At 34.8% G+C, this 20,331-nt stretch carries 24 protein-coding genes; 14 read left to right on the top strand and 10 right to left on the bottom strand.

All coding sequences use genetic code 11. From position 1 onward, the window contains the following. Nucleotides 1-32: 32 nt before the first annotated feature. Nucleotides 33-893, bottom strand: coding sequence for a UbiA family prenyltransferase (locus Q0871_RS10145; protein ID WP_299321925.1), 861 nt, complete (start codon nucleotides 891-893; stop codon nucleotides 33-35). A 114-nt stretch (nucleotides 894-1,007) separates the two neighbouring features. On the opposite strand from Q0871_RS10145, the gene Q0871_RS10140 reads away from it, so the two are divergent. From Q0871_RS10140 to Q0871_RS10115, 6 genes are all read left to right on the top strand, one after another. Then, nucleotides 1,008-2,882, top strand: a complete 1,875-nt coding sequence (locus Q0871_RS10140; protein WP_299321920.1) for a T9SS type B sorting domain-containing protein — start codon at nucleotides 1,008-1,010, stop codon at nucleotides 2,880-2,882. A gap of 63 nt (nucleotides 2,883-2,945) precedes the next feature. Then, nucleotides 2,946-3,824, top strand: coding sequence for an ABC transporter permease (locus Q0871_RS10135; RefSeq protein WP_036157076.1), 879 nt, complete (start codon nucleotides 2,946-2,948; stop codon nucleotides 3,822-3,824). 9 nt (nucleotides 3,825-3,833) lie between these two features. Further along, the gene (locus Q0871_RS10130; RefSeq protein ID WP_073240777.1) at nucleotides 3,834-4,097 is read left to right on the top strand and encodes a DUF3098 domain-containing protein; all 264 of its coding nucleotides are present in this window, start codon (nucleotides 3,834-3,836) and stop codon (nucleotides 4,095-4,097) included. Beyond that, nucleotides 4,098-4,895: an undecaprenyl-diphosphate phosphatase gene (locus Q0871_RS10125; RefSeq protein ID WP_299321905.1), complete on the top strand. Its 798-nt coding sequence runs from the start codon at nucleotides 4,098-4,100 to the stop codon at nucleotides 4,893-4,895. It begins immediately after the preceding gene. A gap of 23 nt (nucleotides 4,896-4,918) precedes the next feature. Further along, nucleotides 4,919-5,629, top strand: a complete 711-nt coding sequence (gene truB / locus Q0871_RS10120) for a tRNA pseudouridine(55) synthase TruB (protein ID WP_299321901.1) — start codon at nucleotides 4,919-4,921, stop codon at nucleotides 5,627-5,629. A gap of 68 nt (nucleotides 5,630-5,697) precedes the next feature. Continuing rightward, on the top strand, nucleotides 5,698-6,426 hold the full coding sequence (locus Q0871_RS10115; RefSeq protein ID WP_299321896.1) for a hypothetical protein: 729 nt from the start codon (nucleotides 5,698-5,700) through the stop codon (nucleotides 6,424-6,426). Here Q0871_RS10115 and Q0871_RS10110 read toward each other — a convergent pair. Genes Q0871_RS10110 through Q0871_RS10090 form a run of 5 tightly spaced genes read right to left on the bottom strand, consistent with a single transcriptional unit; the run spans nucleotide 6,409 to nucleotide 12,191 of the window. After that, the gene (locus Q0871_RS10110) at nucleotides 6,409-7,020 is read right to left on the bottom strand and encodes a thioredoxin family protein (RefSeq protein WP_299321891.1); all 612 of its coding nucleotides are present in this window, start codon (nucleotides 7,018-7,020) and stop codon (nucleotides 6,409-6,411) included. The genes Q0871_RS10115 and Q0871_RS10110 overlap by 18 nt on opposite strands. 58 nt (nucleotides 7,021-7,078) lie before the next feature. Beyond that, nucleotides 7,079-8,482 carry a TolC family protein gene (locus Q0871_RS10105; protein WP_299321888.1) on the bottom strand — a complete coding sequence of 468 codons (1,404 nt, stop codon included), beginning with the start codon at nucleotides 8,480-8,482 and terminating at the stop codon, nucleotides 7,079-7,081. Between the two features lie 2 nt (nucleotides 8,483-8,484). Beyond that, entirely contained in the window at nucleotides 8,485-9,837 is a 1,353-nt protein-coding gene (locus Q0871_RS10100; RefSeq protein WP_299321884.1) for an HlyD family secretion protein, read from the bottom strand. Then, nucleotides 9,830-11,512, bottom strand: a complete 1,683-nt coding sequence (locus Q0871_RS10095; RefSeq protein WP_299321880.1) for a peptidase domain-containing ABC transporter — start codon at nucleotides 11,510-11,512, stop codon at nucleotides 9,830-9,832. Before Q0871_RS10095 ends, Q0871_RS10100 begins: the two co-directional genes overlap by 8 nt. Then, complete coding sequence (locus Q0871_RS10090) at nucleotides 11,505-12,191, bottom strand: TetR/AcrR family transcriptional regulator (RefSeq protein ID WP_299321876.1); 687 nt, start codon at nucleotides 12,189-12,191, stop codon at nucleotides 11,505-11,507. The genes Q0871_RS10095 and Q0871_RS10090 overlap by 8 nt, the downstream gene beginning before the upstream one ends. Nucleotides 12,192-12,370: 179 nt before the next feature. Between Q0871_RS10090 and Q0871_RS10085 the strand changes: the two genes are divergently transcribed. Continuing rightward, nucleotides 12,371-12,688: a hypothetical protein gene (locus Q0871_RS10085; protein WP_299321872.1), complete on the top strand. Its 318-nt coding sequence runs from the start codon at nucleotides 12,371-12,373 to the stop codon at nucleotides 12,686-12,688. 6 nt (nucleotides 12,689-12,694) lie between these two features. On the opposite strand, the gene Q0871_RS10080 is transcribed toward Q0871_RS10085, so the two are convergent. Continuing rightward, a complete protein-coding gene (locus Q0871_RS10080; protein ID WP_299321867.1) occupies nucleotides 12,695-13,618 on the bottom strand; it encodes a LysR family transcriptional regulator in 924 nt (307 codons plus the stop codon). A gap of 96 nt (nucleotides 13,619-13,714) precedes the next feature. Here Q0871_RS10080 and Q0871_RS10075 point away from each other — a divergent pair, with 96 nt between their 5' ends. The 5 genes from Q0871_RS10075 (at nucleotide 13,715) to Q0871_RS10055 (ending at nucleotide 17,171) form a co-directional block, all read left to right on the top strand. Next, nucleotides 13,715-14,029, top strand: coding sequence for a hypothetical protein (locus tag Q0871_RS10075; RefSeq protein ID WP_282048486.1), 315 nt, complete (start codon nucleotides 13,715-13,717; stop codon nucleotides 14,027-14,029). Nucleotides 14,030-14,324: 295 nt separating this feature from the next. Then, on the top strand, nucleotides 14,325-15,287 hold the full coding sequence (locus tag Q0871_RS10070) for a sodium-dependent bicarbonate transport family permease (protein WP_299321859.1): 963 nt from the start codon (nucleotides 14,325-14,327) through the stop codon (nucleotides 15,285-15,287). Between the two features lie 35 nt (nucleotides 15,288-15,322). Continuing rightward, on the top strand, nucleotides 15,323-15,886 hold the full coding sequence (locus tag Q0871_RS10065) for a DNA-3-methyladenine glycosylase I (RefSeq protein WP_299321854.1): 564 nt from the start codon (nucleotides 15,323-15,325) through the stop codon (nucleotides 15,884-15,886). Nucleotides 15,887-15,907: 21 nt separating this feature from the next. Beyond that, a complete protein-coding gene (locus Q0871_RS10060) occupies nucleotides 15,908-16,495 on the top strand; it encodes a hypothetical protein (RefSeq protein WP_299321851.1) in 588 nt (195 codons plus the stop codon). Next, nucleotides 16,476-17,171 (top strand): DUF2490 domain-containing protein, encoded by a 696-nt coding sequence (locus Q0871_RS10055; protein ID WP_299321845.1) that lies wholly within the window; start codon nucleotides 16,476-16,478, stop codon nucleotides 17,169-17,171. Before Q0871_RS10060 ends, Q0871_RS10055 begins: the two co-directional genes overlap by 20 nt. Here Q0871_RS10055 and aat read toward each other — a convergent pair. Both aat and Q0871_RS10045 read right to left on the bottom strand, forming a co-directional pair. After that, complete coding sequence (gene aat, locus Q0871_RS10050) at nucleotides 17,163-17,795, bottom strand: leucyl/phenylalanyl-tRNA--protein transferase (RefSeq protein ID WP_299321839.1); 633 nt, start codon at nucleotides 17,793-17,795, stop codon at nucleotides 17,163-17,165. The two genes, Q0871_RS10055 and aat, sit on opposite strands and share 9 nt — an antisense overlap. A 133-nt stretch (nucleotides 17,796-17,928) precedes the next feature. Beyond that, complete coding sequence (locus tag Q0871_RS10045; protein ID WP_299321835.1) at nucleotides 17,929-18,306, bottom strand: DUF3127 domain-containing protein; 378 nt, start codon at nucleotides 18,304-18,306, stop codon at nucleotides 17,929-17,931. Between the two features lie 126 nt (nucleotides 18,307-18,432). Between Q0871_RS10045 and Q0871_RS10040 the strand changes: the two genes are divergently transcribed. Continuing rightward, nucleotides 18,433-19,581, top strand: a complete 1,149-nt coding sequence (locus Q0871_RS10040) for a PAS domain-containing sensor histidine kinase (RefSeq protein WP_299321831.1) — start codon at nucleotides 18,433-18,435, stop codon at nucleotides 19,579-19,581. A 2-nt stretch (nucleotides 19,582-19,583) separates the two neighbouring features. Beyond that, the gene (locus Q0871_RS10035) at nucleotides 19,584-19,940 is read left to right on the top strand and encodes a hypothetical protein (protein WP_299321829.1); all 357 of its coding nucleotides are present in this window, start codon (nucleotides 19,584-19,586) and stop codon (nucleotides 19,938-19,940) included. Here the strand turns inward: Q0871_RS10035 and Q0871_RS10030 are convergent. Beyond that, a complete protein-coding gene (locus Q0871_RS10030) occupies nucleotides 19,927-20,319 on the bottom strand; it encodes an HIT family protein (protein WP_299321825.1) in 393 nt (130 codons plus the stop codon). The genes Q0871_RS10035 and Q0871_RS10030 overlap by 14 nt on opposite strands. Nucleotides 20,320-20,331: the final 12 nt, after the last annotated feature.

The following is a 20,331-nucleotide window of genomic DNA, read 5'->3' as shown; positions in this document are numbered from 1 at the left end:
GCGAAAGAATAACATCATTGATACTGTTTGAGTTAAACCATCAATAATTTTCCACTGTAGAGCACCCAAAGCATAGATGCCAATGCCGATAGGTTAATGAGATAACCAAACAATTTCATTTCGGGCAACGTATATGCTCTGCCCTTAAATATCACAAAAATATCTAATACCATAAATGCAGAAAAGAGACCAAGAAATGATGCCAACACCACATCTTCAAACCAATACCAAACCAAAACAGATTCGCACACCAATATCAAGAGCATTAGTAATTTTGAGTTTTTACGCCCTATCAATGTAGCGGTTGTTCGCTTGCCCGAAGCTAAATCTGGCTCTATATCCATAATTTCGCCCGCAATATGTGCTTGAAATGCAAACAATGATAAATACACCAATGTTTGCCATGGTAGTGTATCTAAATTATTGAGCTCTGTTGAAAAGAACACCGTAACCACATACCCAACCTGAATTAGAATTTCGAACGGTGGTCTTTCTTTTATTCTAAACGGCTTAAAATTATAAAAGATGTTTACGACCACCATAAACAGTAGTAAAAAGAACATTTTCAAACCAGAAATAAGGGTAAAGGCAATTACAAATACAGACGTGAGAATAGTAATTTTAGTCAGCACACCCCTGAGCTGAGACTTTGAAGCTTTAGCACCAAAAAGAAAATTTCCTTTTCTATCATTTACCGCATCAGCATTTATATCATTAAAATCGTTAAGCCCATAAACCAAATAATTTAAGGGGAAAGTGACAAAGAACAAACCAAGCCAAAAATCAATGGACTGCCAATAATCTACTTGGTTTGCAAAAGGAACTAAATAAATCCAAATGGTAGGAAACCAAAGTCCGGGTCTGGATATCTTTAAATCCAATACATTAAACATCTGATATAATTAGGTTGTAATTTTCGTAAAAATACCAATCTTAAAATAGGCATCTATCTTGATTATTGATATATTCATTAATCATGGTAAAAAGTATATCTTTAATGATTGGATATGATGAACCCCAAACTTTTTTTACTCACGTTAGTACTGACCTGCTGTAGTATTGCTACACTGCAAGCGCAGCTTGGTTTTTGTGGTGGCAATTCTGGCGACCCCATTTTTACGGAAGATTTTGGATCCGGCACTACCGATGGACCGGAATTACCTGCAGGCACTACTTCATATCAATTTACTACTGGCACACCAAATGATGGCGATTATACTATATCTAGTACCACAAACTATTTTGACTGGCTTTCCATTCAAGACCACACCCCTGGCGATAGCAACGGAAAACTTTTTATTGTCAACGCCAGTTTTACCGCCGGGGAATTTTATCAACGTCAAGTTACAGGCTTGTGCGAAAACACCACCTATGAGTTTTCATCATGGCTTATTAACCTACAACCCGCCGGCAGTTGCGAAGGTAATAGTATACCTGTAAATGTTCGATTTCAAATTTGGGACGAAACAGACACTAATTTACTTTCGCAAGGAGACACAGGGAGTATACCAGGAACAGGAACTACAGTATGGGAACAATATGCCTTAGTTTTTAAAACCGAACCCGGACAAACATCGGTTATTCTGAAAATGAGAAATAACAGTAATGGAGGATGTGGAAATGATGTGGCCATTGACGATATTCTATTTCGATCTTGCGGTGATAATGTCACCATCGCCACCGCAGCAGATGAAGCCAGCTTGGTGGTTTGCGAAGACCAAGGCGGAGTATCTAGAACGCTTACTGCAACACCAGATTCCTCTGTCTTCAGTTCTCATGCCTACCAATGGCAGCAAAGTACCGATCAACAAATATGGACAGACATACCTGGTGAAAATAGCGCAATTCTAAATACCCCGGCAGTTACTACAACTACCTATTTTAGAACAAAAATTGCAGAGGATATTGTTAATGTAAATAACGATTTATGCAACGTGGTATCCGATGTTTTTGACATTACCGTTCTACCTATTCCCGCTGCTCCTACAAGTAACGGAGATTTAAACATCTGTGAAGGCGAAATAGGTACTTTATCTGTCAATACGCAAAATTCATATTCCATTAATTGGTATGATGCCGCTACTGGTGGAAATTTAATTTTATCTGATAATCGAAACTTAGAAATCGGCATTGCCGGCACCTATTATGCAGAAGCTAATTCAACAGAAATTGAATGTGCATCTACCACAAGAACTGCAGTTACGCTGACCGTTAATCCATTACCGATCATACCTGATGACTCTAATGCTTTTCTTTGTGAAGATTCTTTTACTACGCTAGATGCCGAAGTTGAGAATGTTACCTACCAATGGTCTACAGGTGCGACCACTCAATTAATAGACGTCACCGAACCTGGCGAATACGAAGTCATTGTAACTAACACCAATGGATGCTCGGCCACACGCACCATTACAGTTGAACAAATAGATTTACCAAGAATTGATAAAATAGTATCTGACGGACCATCAATAGTTGTCTCTACTTCTAACAATGGAAATTTCGAATATTCTTTAGATGGAGTCTCATTTCAAACTAGCCCTATTTTTGAAGCTGTAGAAGGCGGATTTTACACTATTTACGTTCAAGACAATACAGACTGCGGTGTTGTAACGGAAGATTTTTACCACCTGGTCATTCAAAAATTCTTTACTCCGAACGGAGATTCTTTTAATGATGTTTTTGAACCTGACGGATTAGAGGTTTTTAATTCCGTTACGATTTCAATTTTTGACCGCTACGGCAAGCTCATCAAATTCGGGAATACAAATACTACTTCTTGGGACGGTACTTTTCAAGGAGAACGATTACCAGAAGATGATTATTGGTATCTAATTGAAGCTGATTCCACTCAATTTAAAGGACACTTTAGCTTAAAACGTTAAGGCTTGATTATTTTAAGTCCCATTTAACAATACTTTGCTATTTTTACTGCACTTTTAAGCACTATGGCGAACTCCTTCGAAAATTATCAAAGACGCAAACTCATCTCCTCCTATTTTTCAGTGGTGCTAAGTATTGCATTAGTCTTATTTCTACTGGGCATTTTAGGATTACTGGTTCTAAACACCAAAAAAATGGCAGATCGTTCTAAAGAACAAATCACCATTTCTGTCTTTTTAAAAGAAAATACCAAGGAAATTGAAGTTGAACAGCTTCAAAAAACCTTGGCAATGTCTGAATACACCAAATCTTCTACATACGTATCTAAAGAAGAGGCAGCAAAACAGCACAGTGAGGATATTGGCGAGGATTTTGTTGATTATTTAGGATATAATCCACTTAAAAACTCAATCGACGTCAAATTAAATGCAGATTTCGTTACCGCAGAGAAAGTTGAAGAAATTGCCGACACCCTTTCAGAAAAGAGCTTTGTAGACGAAGTAAGCTATGACCGAGTTCTAGTGAGCATGGTTGCCAAGAGCGTTGAACAGATTGGTTTCTGGATCTTAGTAGCCAGCGCTATTTTCACCTTTATAGCTGTATTATTAATAAATAGTTCTATACGTTTATCTATCTATTCTAAAAGATTTATCATCAAAACCATGCAAATGGTTGGGGCGACAAAGACCTTCATTAGAAGGCCGTTTATATGGCAAAATATTAAACTAGGCATGATCGGTGCTGCAATTGCTTTATTGGCTATTGGTGGTGTCGTGTATTATGTAAACACTAATTTTCAAGATTTAGGTTTATTTGATGAACCTTATATTTTAGTCATTTTATTTGTTAGTGTTTTTCTATTAGGAATACTTATTTCGTTCATTAGCACCTATTTTGCGACCCAACGCTTCTTAAATCTTAGAACGGACGAATTATATTATTAAATTTGCGGCATGAGTAAAAACAACAAAGTGGAACAGCACGCTAAACAAGAATTTATTTTTCAAAAGAAAAATTACATGTTCATGTTCATTGGTCTTGCATGTATTGCGATAGGTTTTATTTTAATGAGCGGTGGCGGCAGCGATGACCCCAACGTATTTAACCCTGAAATTTATAATTTTAGAAGAATTAGACTAGCACCTACTTTAGTGCTTATTGGCTTAGGTATAGAAATTTATGCCATTTTATTAAACCCACACAAAAAGAAAGATTAATTGGATACTTTAGACGCTATTATTCTCGGTATTATTCAAGGATTAACCGAGTTTTTACCTGTTTCATCAAGTGGGCATTTAGAATTGGGTAAAGCCATTTTAGGAGACAACTCTGTTCAAGAAGAAAGTTTATTATTTACCGTAGTACTACACTTTGCAACCGCATTGAGTACAATTGTAGTTTTCAGAAAAGATATTTGGGAAATTCTAAGCGGCTTGTTTCAATTTAAATGGAACGAAGAAAGTCAGTTTTCTGCTAAAATTATCATCTCTATGCTTCCGGCCGTATTCGTAGGTCTGTTTTTTGAAGAGCAATTAGAAGCTTTTTTTGGTGGCAATATTAGATTCGTAGGCTTTATGCTGATCATTACTGCAGTACTTCTATATTTCGCTGATAAAGCTAAGGATACTGAAAAAAAGGTAAGTTTTAAAAATGCTTTTGTTGTTGGTATCTCTCAAGCAATTGCAATGTTACCTGGTATTTCTCGTAGTGGAGCTACCATTTCTACTTCTGTTCTTTTAGGTGTAGACAAATCAAAAGCTGCGAGATTTTCATTTTTAATGGTAGTACCATTAATCTTTGGTAAAATTGCTAAGGACCTTATGAGCGGAGATTTAACTTTCGACGGAGAAAATAATGTAGCAATGGGCGCAGGTTTTATTGCTGCCTTTCTTGCCGGTCTTGCCGCTTGTACATGGATGATTAAATTAGTACGAAAAAGTAAGCTTTCGTATTTTGCCATCTACTGTCTTGTTGTAGGATTGATCGCCGTAATTTACGGATTCACTAATCCGTAGTACTATCTAAACACCCAAAATTCATGAAAGATTTGACCAAAGAAGACTATTTAAACGGTCAAGTATTATTGATTGATAAACCACTAGAATGGTCCTCTTTTCAAGCCGTCAATAAATTAAAATGGGCAATCAGAAAAAAGTTCAGCTTAAAGAAATTTAAAATAGGACACGCAGGTACATTGGATCCATTAGCAACTGGACTCCTTATAATTTGTACAGGAAAATTTACTAAGAAAATTACCGAATATCAAGGACAAGAAAAAGAATACACAGGTGTTTTTACCTTAGGTGGTACCACAGCATCTTACGATCTTGAAACAGAAATAAACGAAACTTTCGCAACAGATCACATTACGCCTGAGCTTATAAAAGCTATAACCCATCAATTTATAGGTGAAATCGAGCAGGCACCGCCTGTTTTCTCTGCCTTAAAGAAAGATGGCAAGCGACTTTATGAACTGGCTCGCGAAGGAAAAACAGTTGACATACCAAAGCGAAAAGTAAATGTAAGTGCATTTGATATTACCGATATCGATGGCTTGAATATTCACTTTAGAATCGCCTGCAGCAAAGGCACTTATATTAGATCTATTGCCCACGATTTTGGCGCAGCCCTTAATTCTGGAGCACATTTAACGGCATTGAGAAGAACCAAAATAGGTGATTTTAACGTAGATAATGCCCAAGACCCTTTAGTCTTTGCCGATTTATTACTAGGTCCAGAAGAAAAATAGATTGTAAACTATTGATTACTCTTTATCGATCTTCTAAAATATTTTGGTATTATTAAGGTTATATACCCATGAATCTGAACAGAAAACAATTATCATTACTTGCCACTATCTTTAGCATGTCTATTGTAGTGTTGGTTATGTATAATATTCAGTTTGGCGGTCAAGAAGAATCTAAAGAAGATTATGTTGTTGAAATGGTCATGGACCCTGAGGTTCTAGAAGAAATTCTAAAAGAAGAAGAGCCACAGGAAGATTTAGCAAACGCTGACCCTATAAAAAGTCATTTAGCTTTTAACGAAACGGCAAAACCCAGTTATGGTAATCCAGAGCCACTACAAACTCTAGAAGAGTTAATGGAAGAGCGCAATGAGATGAGTGATGGCGACCCTACCGAAAATCTAATTTCTGACTCAGGCTATTCTGAGAGAGTAAAAGCATTAGCTAAAAAGCGAGAAGAGAAAAAACAACTTTTAGGCGAAAAGGAAGCGCAAAAGAAAGAGTTTACAAATAACCTTGCAGCAAGAAGAACTTCAGTTTCGTACTCTTTAGTAGATAGAAATAATTTTAAATTACCCCCTCCAATATATACTTGTATCGAAGGAGGAAAAGTTGTTATCAATATTGAAGTAAATGCTTTGGGTTATGTTACCGAAGCAGATTATAATGAAAAAAGTTCTGGCACTTCTAACGGATGCCTTGTTGAAAATGCTATTAATTACGCTTTAAAAGCAAGATTTAATTCTTCTGATAAAGATTCTCAGAAAGGAACGATTACTTACTTATTTCAAGGGAAGTAATTTCAACAAATCTTCTAATATACTTTGCCCCTTATCCTTATTATAAAATACCTGTAAGTCTTGTTTAAACTCAGGTGTTAACTTACCATGTTCGGCTTTATAATCTTCTACCAATTGTGTTGCCTTCATTGACCTAGGTCCCCAAGTTGCTACTACAGTACCTTCAGCTGTATCTGTTGCTATTAACTTTGGAATGGACATGCCACCGTTGGTCAAAAACTGATTCATAATATCTAAATTCTCATCTCGAAGAATAATAGATAACGATATATTCGGATTTATTTCTGTGATCTTATTCATTACCGGTAATGCAGGTGAAGCATCGCCACACCAACTTTCTGATAATACCAACCATGAAATTTTCTGATTGACAGCTTTAATTTTAGCTACAGCCTCGTCGTTAAACTTCAAGGTTTTATCCCATCGGCGCATACGGCTATTATTTAATTGGGTATACTGCGATAATGCCTCCGATTGTTCAGGACCAGTAGCCTCACCTTTTTCAGCTAAATCTGAAACTAATGCTCTGTACTCTAAATAACTATAACTTGATGCTAGTCCTTTTTTAATCAAATCTTCTATTACTAACTCCATGCGAATGCTAATTTATATCCTTTAATCGAACGCATTAGTAGTAAGAAAAGTACAATGCTTACAAATTCTCAGGGTTTACCGCCAAACTGTTGAACAACTTAGCCTTTGCCGTAAAGTATTTATTCTCTACCTGGTTTTGTTTTAGAACTGCATCTATCAATTTGGTTTCTCTTGAATTAATCAAGAAAAGTGAACTTTCACCAAAACTAAACTTTCGTTCTTCGGCAGCAAGTAACGCTTCATAACTGGCTACAATATCATCTATTAACACATTCTGATTTTCAAAAGAATTTAACTCATTATAAATAGCAGTTACTTTATTCTGAATCTGAACCTCAGCATTATCTAGCTCGAATTGAGCGTCTTTTAATTTCAATTTCGCCAATTTTAAATCTCCACGCTCTTTTCTAAGAAATAGCGGAAGTTCAAAATTTAATCCTGCTTTATAATTCTGTGTTTCAAATGAATTCAAGTACTCTGGCTCATCTGTAATAAACTTATACTCCACATCTATTCTAGGCAAAAGCTTATTTGTTTTTAGTCGTTTATCTACAACCAGACCATCAATTTTATAGCCTAATGATTTTAACTTCGGATGATTCTCTAACACGAAACTATCCAGTGGTTTTCCTAAAATTTCTAAAGCCTGATCTATCTCGGTATCTAAAGATGTATCTGGCACAACATCTTGCTGCAATTCCATCGGTATGTTTTCACCCATCCACAGGTAATTAGAAAGTTCTAATCTGGCATTACGTAAAGTAACATTGGCCTGCTCACGTTCTAAAGCTCTATTCTGTACTGAAATCTTTGCTTCTACAGTATCAATAGCAGCAATTTCACCTGCTTGTGCACTTCGGTTAACACCCTTCAAACGGACTTTAGCATTTAATAAAAAATCATTGAACAACAAACTATTTCTATACGCTTGTAACCAATTGAAATACGCCAAAGAGGCATCGAACAATATCTGATTTACCAATAAATCTCTATCTGCTTTTGACTGCTCCCTAAAGAATTTTGCTTTTTTTACGGTAGCCATACGCTCGTTTATCCAAGAGCCACGACCTAACGATAGCGCAACTCCGGCACTATACAAGCCATCATCGGGTACATTTCTTTCTGCGTTCAAGTATTCACCAGAATATTGCTCAAATTCTCCCTTCAACTCTATACCATACCACGTAGGAACTTTGAAGGTGGAATTCAATAAATCGTAATACTCTGAACCTTTGAACTCTTTGGTAGAATAGTCTAAAGAAATTTTGGGGTCAAAACCACCACGTGCTTTCATTAGATTTGCCTGACCTATGCTCATGACCATCTCTGCTTGTTTAGCAATAGGATGATACTTTTTCACATAACCCAAATACTCTCTAAAATTTAGCTGTACAGAATCTGCAGTCTGAGCATTAGAAAATAGCCCAGCAATTAGATATAAAAAGACAACAATTCTCTTCATCGTTATTTTTTTACAGGTTTATCTTGAGCCCCTTCTGGCTGGTAATAATTGGCAGGGAATCCGTTCAGCTGACGCCATAGTTCATACCAAATTGGCACATCTTCTAATAAAGCAATAGTATTTGCACCAGAACCTACACGTAAAGCTTCTGGCCAAGCTTGATCTTCTTTATCAGGCGACAATAATATTCGATATTTCCCATTCGGGTTTATAAAGGTTTCAATAGCCACCACCTTACCGGCATATGTACCGTAAGATGCATTTGGCCAACCGCTAAATACAATTGCAGGCCAACCATCAAACTGAATTCTTACCGTTTCCCCTAAATGGATCAACGGTAAATCTATAGGGTTCACAAAAGTTTCTACAGCCATATCATACTCGGCCGGCATAATACCTACTAACGGGGTACCTTCTTTAAAAGTCTCGCCAATGCCTGCCGTGAGTACTTTATTGATATAACCATTTTGCGGCGCTCGAATGTAACGTAGCGCACTTCGCATTTGGTAATTTGTATAATCATTTTCTAATTTACTTACCTGCGCCTCAGAATCAAACTGATTTGACATTGCCGTAAACTTATCACTCTGCGCCTTTGAAATCTTATCGGTATATGAGGCTTGAACACTATTGATTTCCACCTCTGCATTGATGATTTCATTTTTAGCCGCCAACAGTTTATTCTCTTGAGAAAGTAACTTTGCCTGAGTCTCTTGAAGTTTCAACCTTTTTTCTTCAACATCAGTTACTGCCTTTAAACCTTCACTTTGTAAAAGAGCCGTACGCTCGTATTGGCGCTCTGCTATTTTAATATTGGTTTTAGCAGCTTCAAAATCTATACTATCACTTTGTGCTTTCAATTTTGATTGCAGCAACTTGTTTTTAGCCTGTTCTAGCTTTAACCTTCTTTCATTAAAAAGTGCAGCAACTTGATTATCTAAAGACTTTACTTTATCACCATATGATGTTACAGAAGAATTTTTCGACTTTAATTGCTGTCCTGTTCTTTCTACTAAATCTGGATCAAAATATTCTGATTTTACTTCTGATATAAAAAGGATGGTATCGCCCTTTTTTACATAATCACCCTCTTGTACATACCATTCTTCTATTCTACCCGGTATTTGAGATTGAATAGTTTGTGGTCTTTGACCAGGGGTTAGCGTAGTCAAAAATCCTCTAGCATTAATCGTTTGCGTCCATGGTAGAAACAATACAATTACACCTACCACTGCAAAAGCGAACAAAAAGCGATTAAAATGCTTGTAATGCCTTTGGTGATTTACTTTTTGAACGGATTTAAATCGCTCAATCGACACCTTTTCGTTTAATTTCTTATGAGATATATTAAGCATCTTTTCCTGAGATTTCGTTAATAATCTGTCCTTTATCCATCGTAATAATTCGAGAACATTTTTTAATCCACTTATCGTTTTCACTTACAACAAGTAATGCCCACCCGTTAGATGAATCACTTAAAAAGTTCAAAATACGATCAGCCTCTTCACTATTAAATTGATCTAAGGGATCTTTAAGAATGAGCAGTTTAGGTTTGCGAACAATACTTCTTGCGAGCACTATCTTTTTAGATACGGTATAGGGAATCTGTTTTCCTTCAGGATATAAAATGGTATTTAATCCATCTGGTTGCTTCTTTACAAAATCTGTAAGTCCGACTTTATCCAATGCCCAATATACTTGCTTATTTGTAGTCTCTTTATCACCAAAAGTGATGTTATGGAGAATCGTCCCCTCAAAAGGTGATTCTTCTGGTAATGATTGACCGAGATGTGAACGATAATAATTCAGATTCATCCCTTTTAAAGAGACTCCGTTTACATAAACTCCGCCAGTATCTGGCTCAATAATTCCTGCAATAAGTCGTAACAAAGTATTCTTACCAGAGCCGCTACTTCCTCTCAACAAAATGGTACATGTTGGTGAAATAGTCAAGCTTAAATTAGAAATTATCTCCCTTTTTGGATCGGGTACGCTATAAGAAATATTGCTCAACTCTACAGTAAATGCCTGATGCTCTAAAAATGGCTTTTCACCATCTTGGGTTTCTAATTCTTTATCTACCACCTGACCCATTTTCTCTAACGATGTCAATAGATCATAAAAAGTTTCTAAACCAACAATCAATTTTTCTACCGAATTAATCACCAAAAGAATAATAATTTCTGCGGCTACAAATTGCCCAATGTTCATTTCTTGATTCAATACCAACAAACCACCAATAAGTAAAAGACCAGCTGTAACCAGTACTTTAAATCCGATCATCTGAATAAACTGCAATACAATCACTCTAAAATGACTTTCCCTTGCATTCAAATATTCAACTACCAAGGTGTCGTTCTTATCTAATGCATGTGAAGTTTTACCCGATAATTTGAAACTAACAATAGAACGAGCAATCTCTTGAAGCCAGTGCGCTACTTTATATTTCCGCTTAGATTCGTCTAAACTGGTATCTAAACCACGTTGTGCCGTAAACTTAAAAACCACATATATTAACAAAAGCAGCAGCATACCATACACAATAAAAAATGGATGATAAAAAGATAACAGCAATAAGCCGAAAACTATCTGTAATAGCGCAGCAGGAAAATCTATTAAAACCTTTGACAGCGATTTCTGAATGGTCAATGTATCAAAAAATCGATTTGCCAATTCTGGCGGATAGTAATTATGAAGTTCGCTCATCTTTATCTTTGGGAAACGATATGCAAATTCGAACGATGCCCTAGTAAATATCTTTTGCTGTACATTTTCAATAATTCGTATTTGCATTAATTGAAGTATACCCACAAATGCCACACCTACGGTTACCCCTATTACCAATACTACCCATGATGAACTTATTTGCGCACCTTGCATTAGGTTGATAATTGCTTGTATACCTAAAGGCAAAGAAAGGTTGACAACACCTGCGAATATGGCGTAGTAGAATACCTGAAACACATCTTTCTTATCAAGCTTTAATAGGCCAAGAAAGCGTTGCCAGGCAGTTAGTATATTTTTATTCATCTATTTTCTGATTTAATGTGTTAAAAACAAGATGCGTCAAAAATTGTGTCGGCGTCACCTGGTTATTGCAATCTGTTAGTGATGGAAAATGTTCTTTTAAAAAATGCTGATGTAAACCGTTTTCAAGAATGGTACTTGCTAAACTGGTCGGGTATTGATAGTCTGCATCTACTAGTGATATCATCTCACCTAATCGACCCACCAATCTCTTATAAATACTATAAAAGCCTTCTTTATTCTCGGTATCTACCTCTTTTGTTGTGTACGATTTTGAATATTCGTTAATGACAATCTTATTCAATAGCACTTCGTTAATGTGCGAAAATGATGAATCTTCTTTTATCTCTCTAGTTATTATGAGTATAGATTTCAACAACTTCTCTTTAGGGTTACTAATACTGTTGGTCGCGAATACTAGTTGATACTCCATCCACCCCCAATACCAAGATGTTAGATATAACAACAACTTATGCTTATTTTCAAAATAACGGTATATAGAACTTTCGTTAGAGCCTATTTGTAAACCTAGTTTTTTAAATGTAAAACTTTCAAAGCCTATTTCATTAATTAACTGAATACTAAATTCAATTATTTTCTTACCAAGACCAGAAGATTCTGGATCTTTTAAATATAGTTTTTCATTTATTCTTATCTGTACACCCTGTAACAGCCTATCCATAGTCTTGATTATTTCTTTGATTGCAAATATAATAGTATTGCTATCATATTATAATAGTTTAACATTTATTTATAAAAGTAATACATTCTAATTTGCGGCTAATTAGTAATTTAAGATGTTTTACAGGGAGGTTTATAATTCTTATTTACAATTAATCTAATGCTTAAATATTATATATCATGATTTTAGTACATATCATTGTAAAGACCAAAAAACAGGCAAGAGAAATTGCCGAACTACTATTGGCTGAAAATTTAATTTACAGCGCAAGCCTTACTACCAAAAAGGTATTTAGAAAAAGTTCGATTACATGTGAAGTTAATTTTGAAAAACAAACTATTATTGACGGAAAAACAAAGGCGCTGTTGTTTAGCACCATCAATAAGAAATTAAGAGCTAACTATACAGAAAATATGCCCTTACTTTATGCTGTACCCATTATTTACATGGATGAAGAACAGATACAAGCGCTAAGAGATCAAACAGCAAAAGTATAGCCCTGTTCAATAAGCATCTATCCAATCAAAATTTTCTTTCATTACTTGACTCTTATCATCTTTTAAATATTCTAAAAACGCCAATGCGGAAGGTGATAGGTTTTTAGATTTAAGCCAAATTAAATTCCAATTTGTACGTATTGGAAGTCCCTTGATAGGAATTATCTGTACATCATTATTTCTAAGCTCATTTTTCAACCCTATTATTGGCATAATCGAAAAACCCAAGCCTGCAATTACAGCTTGTTTGACAGCTTCATTTGAGGTAAGCTCAATTTTCTTTCGAACTTCAAATTTGTTCTTAATTATAAAATTCTCCATTGCAGCCCTTGTTGCCGAACCGGCTTCTCTATAAATTAATGGTGATTGTTCAAAAATTTTCTTTCGAGAGAGACCTTTGTTCGACAAGCCTTTTTTACCAGCAATCAAATACAATTTATTTTGCATGAGCTCTACACGTTCTACCTTTAATTTCTTTGGCAAAACGGATACCATAGCAAAATCTACTGTATTCAACTCTAAACTTTCGATTACTTGCACCTTATTCGTAACGTCTATTACTAAATCGACACCCTTGTTTTGATGAGAAAAATTAGAGAGCATATAGGGTATTACGTACTTACCGGTAGAGACAACCGAAAATTTTAATCTACCTACTAATTCACCCTTATAAGAAAGTGTTTTATAGTTAATGGCATCAACTTCATTGAGTATTTTTTTAGCGGCAACTGCAATTTCTTTTCCAAAATCTGTTACATAAAGCTTTCTTCCAACCACCTCAGTTAAGGGAATCGAGAATTGATCTTGAAAATTTTTAAGCTGAATTGATACTGCAGGCTGTGTTAAATGCAACTCTTCTGAAGCCTTTGTAATACTTTGATTTTCATTTACTTTAAGAAAAATTTTTAACTGATGTAATGTGTAATTCATAAAATATTTTTATGTATATCATAATAAATATAAATAAAATTTAATGAATTAAAAATATAAGATTTGCAGTCGTAATAAAAAATATAAACTAAAATTATGAAAGTAGAAGCTAAAAATCCGGTAAGTACAACAAGTACTAAACAGAAAATTCAACTTGTAGATGGTGTCTTTACAGTTTCTGAGGCAAATGACATTATACAAAATCTAATCAATGAAAAAATAAATTTTCACAAATTACAGCGCCTTACTCTTTGCGAAGGATATTCTGGATCAAATACGAAATACCCAGATGGTAGAATTAATCAACTAGAAAAAGATAAACTGATTTCCAAAGAATTTTTAAAAGATAAATACAATAAAAATGTAACGATTAAAATTAACGGTGTTTTAGAAATCTCTATAAACGACTAAATAATTCTTGAATTAAAAAAAAGATATGTACAAAAAAGCAAACCTCTCTAGAATAGTAACATTTTTAATGATGGCGCTATTAATTCTTGCATCCTATACAAACAATGGTCTCTTTTTAAATCAACTATTAATTTCATGTGGCATTATATCTTTAATCATGTTTATTAATACTAGAGCTAACGACAAATAATTAGTAGTTAATTCAACTCATCTATTACATAGAAATAAGGGAGTTTTCAGTTATCACATATTTTACACCAAACTCCCTTAAACCAGCCTTACTAAATAAATATTTATGGATTTACATTTACTGTTAGATAACCTGACCAACCCCGCTCTGCTCTTTTTCTTTTTAGGTGTTATTGCAGTTCAATTAAAAAGTGACTTAGAAATTCCACCAAATTCATCAAAGTTTATTTCCCTTTATTTAATGTTCTCCATCGGTTTTAAAGGCGGTCTAGAACTTTCTCATAGCGCTTTAGATATAGAAATTTTATGGTCTTTGTTATTCGGTGTTTTTTTAGCCCTTTTCGTACCTATATACACCTATTTTGTCTTAAGAAGAAAATTTAGCGTTGCCAACTCTGGTGCGATAGCGGCATCGTACGGTTCTGTAAGCGCCGTAACTTTTGTCACCGCAGTTTCATTTCTCGAAATGGAACAAATAGAATTTGGTGGACATATGGTCGCTGTTATGGCACTAATGGAAGCTCCGTCAATTATTATCGGGGTGCTACTTATGTCTTATTTTCAAAAAAATAAAGAAAATAAAATCTCTCTGCCCAATGTAGTAAGACACTCTCTAACCAACGGAAGTGTAATATTAATTATTGGAAGTTTAATTATTGGTTTTTTGGCCAGTGATCAACATGCCAGGGGTATAGAACCTTTTACTACAGATATCTTCAAAGGCTTTTTAGCTGTTTTCCTTTTAGATATGGGTATAACCAGTGGTAAAAAATTAGCTGATTTTATTAAAAAAGGATGGTTCGCATTTCTCTTTGCCATCATAATACCGCTTATAAATGGCAGCATCGTTGCAGTAGTTAGTTTAGCCTTTACCGAAAGTATTGGAAATCGTTTTTTATTCGCCATTTTAGCGGCAAGTGCTTCTTATATAGCGGTACCTGCAGCAATGCGCTTAGCGGCTCCTAAAGCAAACCCAAGCTTATACCTACCCATGGCGCTGGCAATTACTTTTCCATTTAACATAACTATAGGCATGCCGTTATATTTAGCTATAGTTAATTGTTTTTAATTTGACAACAAGCCATTATATAGTACTTTTAATCTATGGATAAAAATAGATGTGGCTGGTGCAAAGGAGATTCGCTTTACGAAGCTTATCACGATCAAGAATGGGGTGTTCCTGTAAAAGATGATGAACTTTTGTTTGAATTTTTAGTACTAGAAACGTTTCAAGCTGGTTTAAGCTGGATTACCATTTTAAAAAGAAGAGAGAACTTTAGGGTAGCGTTTGATCATTTCGATTACAAGAAAATTGCAAAATATCCAGAAACCAAAATCTTATCTTTATTACAGGATGAAGGTATTATCAGAAACAAATTAAAAGTTCGTGCTACAGTGACGAATGCCATAGCATACCTAGAAATTCAAAAAGAGTTTGGTACTTTCAGTAACTATATTTGGAACTTTGTAGATAATGAGCCCATTAAAAACGAGGTGATAAACTACAAAGAGGCTCCAGCGAATACCCCAATTTCTGACACTATCAGTAAAGACCTAAAAAAACGCGGATTCAAATTTGTAGGCAGTACTATCATCTATGCATTCATGCAGGCTACCGGTATGGTAAACGACCATCAGATAAATTGTTTCAGATACAACGAAGTATAGCCAAAGCCAATAACAATTGATATGAAAAATAATCTTATAAAAATAACACTCACTGCTTTTCTATGCTGTTTTCAGTTGGGTCATTCTCAATACAAATATGAAAGGGAGCATCGTATTCTTAAGTCGCAATTTCCTGCTGAAGCCATCGCAACTATTGAGGAGAATATAACCGATTTTAAGCGCATAAAATTTTATAAAGAAACCGATAGTATAAAAATCAGTTATGAGGCAAAACTTAAAAAAGACAAACTATGGTATAGTATAGAATTCGACAAGGATGGATTACTAGAAGATATTGAAATACTGATAAAAACTGCTGATATACCTAATGACACTTATACAAATATGGAAATCTATTTGAACAATAATTTCATCAAATACAGAATAAAAAGACTACAACAGCAATATCCTTCAAATAGTGACACTATAGAAGAAACGTTTAAAAATGCCTTTCAAAACCTCATTTTACCTTATAACAATTATGAAATTGTTATTGTAGGCAGAAAAGAAGAAGGGTATTTAGATTACGAAATCTTGTTTGATGCAGATGGTAATTTTAAACAAATAAGAACATCTCTTCCTACTAATTATGACCACGTACTTTACTAGGGGCCAACTGATTTTTTATCTTGTTGTGTTTATAGGTTCGTATAACCTGCAATCGCAAGATAGTACCATCGCCTACTGGGAGCCAGAAGTTGCTTTCAACTATAAAGTAACACCTCTACTTAAACAGAATTTCTCATTATCGAACAGAAATTATCTGTACAATGACCAAAAAACACAGCTAACTATTCGCCAAATAGAAATTGCCCACTTTTCTTCATTGACCCTTGACCCATATAAAAGTATAGGCCTTGGTATTCAATATCGTTTTAGAGAACCGTTTGAAAAGAAAAAGGAAAACGAACTACGCTTAACCCAACAATTCAACATTACTAAAAAAACCAGTAGTATTCGTTTTGGAAATAGATTTAGAGTAGAGCAGCGTGTACAACCTTCTAAACTTGTTCATAGATTTAGATATCGCTTCGCTGTAGACATACCTTTAAAAGGTTTAAAAATGGATATTGGCGAGCCCTACTTAGTTGCCACCACAGAATCATTATTGAGCATAGGCAAAAGTATAAAACCGATGTATGACCAAAGAATTACTTCTCAAATTGGTTGGTCTATTTCACAACATTTAAAAGCGCAATTAGGCATACAGTTTAGAATGGAGAACTACACTGAAAGTACCGAACATGTTTTCTTTTTCTTGAACAGCCTTGTAATCTCACTTTAAAATCTTAATAAAATCTTTTCTAGAAATTTCTTGTGCTCCCATTCTTTCCAAATGGTCAGTATGCAACTGACAATCTATAATGCTATATTCTTTTTCTTGTAGCTCTTGAGCCAGTTTAATAAAAGCAAATTTTGATGCGTTTGACGTTAAACTAAACATACTTTCTCCGCAGAATATATGACCCAAGTCTATCCCGTACAAACCACCAACTAAAGTGTCGCCCTCCCAAACTTCGTACGATTTTGCAATGCCTCTTTCATGCAAAGCGATGTACGCATTTTTCATTTCATCGGTGATCCAAGTGCCGTCTTGACCTTCACGAGGCACAGATGAGCAATACTCCAGAACCTCTTTAAAACAGGTATTTTTAGTTAATCGAAACTGGTTGTTACGAATCACCTTCTTCATGCTTTTTGATATCTTAATTTGCTCTGGATAAAGGATCATTCGAGGATCCGGACTCCACCATAAAATAATAGAATCGTTATCAAACCACGGAAAAATACCACTTTGGTATGCCAAGAGCAGTCTTTCTGGAGAGAGATCACCGCCCACAGCCAACAAGCCCTCTACATTAGCGCTATCTACTGGTGGAAAAATAAGTTCATCTGTCAAAAAATACATGACTATTTGTGGCTTTTTAATTTTCGCTCAAAATAAATAAAGGTCATAAAACAAAAAAACTTGTTTAACTATTTAAGCTAAACAAGTTTCTTATTATAAAGACATAACTCTTTATAAAATTTCTTTACAATTCTTAGAAAGGAAGATCATCATGATCTTCTTCATTCAAATTATCTGCAGGCTCAAAAGCCTCCATTGGTGCTACCGGAGGCATACCACCAGCTGGTGCTCCAGCAGATGCGCCTTCTATACGCCATCCTTGAATAGAGTTAAAGTACTTTACTTGACCCTGAGGATTTGTCCATTCTCTACCTCTTAGGTTAATACTCACTTTTACATCTTGCCCTACACCGTAGCTATTCAATAAATCACATTTATCCTGAACAAATTCTACCATGATGTGTTGTGGATATTGCTCATCTGTAGTAACAACTAATTCTCTTTTTCTAAACCCATTAGACCCAAAAGTTTGAGTTTCTCCTATCAATTTTACTTTACCTTCTATTTCCATCTTGAACTCTTTTTACAATAGAGTCCAAAAATACATAAAATGATGCGGTAATAAAACATGGTGCAACGATAACAGCACAACAATTATTCACAATTAGGGTTATCTTTAGTATTAGATAACTATTGGATGAACTTTATTCCTAAAAACAAAATTTCCAACATTTTTCTATTGATAGGCTCTTTCGTAGTAGTGAGTCTTATCTTATGGAATACCAATAGCTTTTTTAAACAATTTAAGGAAGAAGAACGCCTTAAAATGGAGATTTGGGCTACTGCACAATCAGAATTTTTACAATCTTCAGAAACTGTAGATTTAGGAAGCCTTCACTTAAAAGTTTTTCAAAACAATACTTCTACCCCAATGATCCTTATCAATAAAGATAAATCTATACGGGTAAACAACTTTCCGCCGAACAAATCAAAAGACTCGGTATATATTCAAAGCCAACTCAGAAAATTCAAAAACGAAAATATACCTATATCCATTGATCAACAAGGGGAACATTTAGCGACTCTTTATTACGGCAACTCTGATGTGCTGACCAAATTAAAATTTTACCCGATTGCCCTGCTCCTTATTATTTTTCTTTTTGCAGCGGTAATCTATTTTCTTTTTAAAACGAATAAAGCTTCAGAGCAGAATAAACTATGGGCAGGTATGGCCAAAGAAACCGCACACCAAATTGGTACACCCCTTTCTTCTCTTTTAGGATGGAACGAACTTTTAAAATCTGAAGCTATAAACCCTAGTATAACCAAAGAAATCGAGAAAGACATTGATCGATTACAGACCATAACCGAGCGCTTTTCTAAAATTGGTTCATTACCAAAACTTGAAGAAAGTGATATTGTAAAAGAAACCCGAGATGCCTTTGATTACTTAAAGCGAAGAAGTTCTAAACTTATTCACTTTTCTTTCAGCACAAAGGTGGACCACCTACCTGTTATGATGAACAGTTCGTTATATAATTGGACTATAGAAAATTTGGTAAAAAACGGAATTGATGCTATGAGAGGCAAGGGTAGTATTGCTATAGAAATTGTACAAGACAATAAATTTGTGAACATTTTAATAGCCGATACGGGTCATGGTATTTCTAAAAGCAACTATAATAGTATATTTACACCCGGTTTCACCTCCAAAAAAAGAGGTTGGGGCTTAGGACTTTCTTTGGTTAAGCGAATTGTGGAAGAATACCACGATGGAAAAATAAAGGTGTTATCATCTGGCAAAGAAGGAACTATAATGCAAATTTCTTTAAAAGTGTCTCACTAATTATGGCCAAGGAAAAATTAGAAGTTATTAAGGAAGCCAATCTAAGTAATAACTGTCCTGAATGTTTTAATCAAGATTTAAATCTTACTTTCTATCAAAAACATACTTACGGAAGCTTCTTTCATAAAATTACTGGTGAACTAAGTAATAAATTAGTTTGCAATACCTGCCATTCTACAATTTACCCGGTAACCTGGACAGATGATATTGAACGCATGTTCAACTACTATCAAAAAACAGCTATACCAGCTCAAAAATCATCTAAACCAACATTACTTTTTTATAGCCTTATTTTGGTTCTTATTGCGTTGGTAGCTGGTGCAGTATACTTATTTATTTCTGGAGCTATTCAATTTTAGAACCGATCGCTTTAGCAAGATCACTTAGCTCTTCGTTGCTTAACTTTACTTTGTGTTGAAAAGTAGCATCTTTCATTTCATTTAAAGGTATTAAATGAACATGTACATGTGGTACTTCTAAACCAATAACCGACATACCTACACGCTTACACTCAACTGTCTTCTCTAATGCCTTACCTACTTTTCTAGAAAATGACATTAACCCTAAATAGGTTTCTTCATCTAAATCTAAAATTTTATTGACCTCTTTTTTAGGTATACATAATGTATGCCCTTTTGCATTAGGGTTGATATCTAAAAAAGCTAAGAAATTTTCATCTTCAGCTACTTTGAAACATGGAATTTCACCATTTATAATCTTAGTAAATATTGTTGGCATAGTAATTCGTAT

Source organism: uncultured Maribacter sp. (assembly GCF_947500985.1).
Classification (GTDB): Bacteria; Bacteroidota; Bacteroidia; order Flavobacteriales; family Flavobacteriaceae; genus Maribacter.
This window is presented reverse-complemented; position numbering and strand designations above follow the sequence as displayed.

Excerpts from the sequence above, each read along its gene's own strand:
- aat (WP_299321839.1), bottom strand. The coding sequence starts at position 17,795 with ATGTATTTTTTGACAGATGAACTTATTTTTCCACCAGTAGATAGCGCT.
- Q0871_RS10085 (WP_299321872.1), top strand. The coding sequence starts at position 12,371 with ATGATTTTAGTACATATCATTGTAAAGACCAAAAAACAGGCAAGAGAA.
- Q0871_RS10065 (WP_299321854.1), top strand. The coding sequence starts at position 15,323 with ATGGATAAAAATAGATGTGGCTGGTGCAAAGGAGATTCGCTTTACGAA.
- Q0871_RS10040 (WP_299321831.1), top strand. The coding sequence starts at position 18,433 with ATGAACTTTATTCCTAAAAACAAAATTTCCAACATTTTTCTATTGATA.
- Q0871_RS10095 (WP_299321880.1), bottom strand. The coding sequence starts at position 11,512 with ATGAATAAAAATATACTAACTGCCTGGCAACGCTTTCTTGGCCTATTA.
- Q0871_RS10090 (WP_299321876.1), bottom strand. The coding sequence starts at position 12,191 with ATGGATAGGCTGTTACAGGGTGTACAGATAAGAATAAATGAAAAACTA.
- Q0871_RS10100 (WP_299321884.1), bottom strand. The coding sequence starts at position 9,837 with ATGCTTAATATATCTCATAAGAAATTAAACGAAAAGGTGTCGATTGAG.
- Q0871_RS10115 (WP_299321896.1), top strand. The coding sequence starts at position 5,698 with ATGAATCTGAACAGAAAACAATTATCATTACTTGCCACTATCTTTAGC.
- Q0871_RS10080 (WP_299321867.1), bottom strand. The coding sequence starts at position 13,618 with ATGAATTACACATTACATCAGTTAAAAATTTTTCTTAAAGTAAATGAA.
- Q0871_RS10140 (WP_299321920.1), top strand. The coding sequence starts at position 1,008 with ATGATGAACCCCAAACTTTTTTTACTCACGTTAGTACTGACCTGCTGT.
- Q0871_RS10135 (WP_036157076.1), top strand. The coding sequence starts at position 2,946 with ATGGCGAACTCCTTCGAAAATTATCAAAGACGCAAACTCATCTCCTCC.
- Q0871_RS10110 (WP_299321891.1), bottom strand. The coding sequence starts at position 7,020 with ATGGAGTTAGTAATAGAAGATTTGATTAAAAAAGGACTAGCATCAAGT.
- Q0871_RS10060 (WP_299321851.1), top strand. The coding sequence starts at position 15,908 with ATGAAAAATAATCTTATAAAAATAACACTCACTGCTTTTCTATGCTGT.
- Q0871_RS10035 (WP_299321829.1), top strand. The coding sequence starts at position 19,584 with ATGGCCAAGGAAAAATTAGAAGTTATTAAGGAAGCCAATCTAAGTAAT.
- Q0871_RS10075 (WP_282048486.1), top strand. The coding sequence starts at position 13,715 with ATGAAAGTAGAAGCTAAAAATCCGGTAAGTACAACAAGTACTAAACAG.
- truB (WP_299321901.1), top strand. The coding sequence starts at position 4,919 with ATGAAAGATTTGACCAAAGAAGACTATTTAAACGGTCAAGTATTATTG.
- Q0871_RS10045 (WP_299321835.1), bottom strand. The coding sequence starts at position 18,306 with ATGGAAATAGAAGGTAAAGTAAAATTGATAGGAGAAACTCAAACTTTT.
- Q0871_RS10055 (WP_299321845.1), top strand. The coding sequence starts at position 16,476 with ATGACCACGTACTTTACTAGGGGCCAACTGATTTTTTATCTTGTTGTG.
- Q0871_RS10145 (WP_299321925.1), bottom strand. The coding sequence starts at position 893 with ATGTTTAATGTATTGGATTTAAAGATATCCAGACCCGGACTTTGGTTT.
- Q0871_RS10030 (WP_299321825.1), bottom strand. The coding sequence starts at position 20,319 with ATGCCAACAATATTTACTAAGATTATAAATGGTGAAATTCCATGTTTC.
- Q0871_RS10070 (WP_299321859.1), top strand. The coding sequence starts at position 14,325 with ATGGATTTACATTTACTGTTAGATAACCTGACCAACCCCGCTCTGCTC.
- Q0871_RS10130 (WP_073240777.1), top strand. The coding sequence starts at position 3,834 with ATGAGTAAAAACAACAAAGTGGAACAGCACGCTAAACAAGAATTTATT.
- Q0871_RS10105 (WP_299321888.1), bottom strand. The coding sequence starts at position 8,482 with ATGAAGAGAATTGTTGTCTTTTTATATCTAATTGCTGGGCTATTTTCT.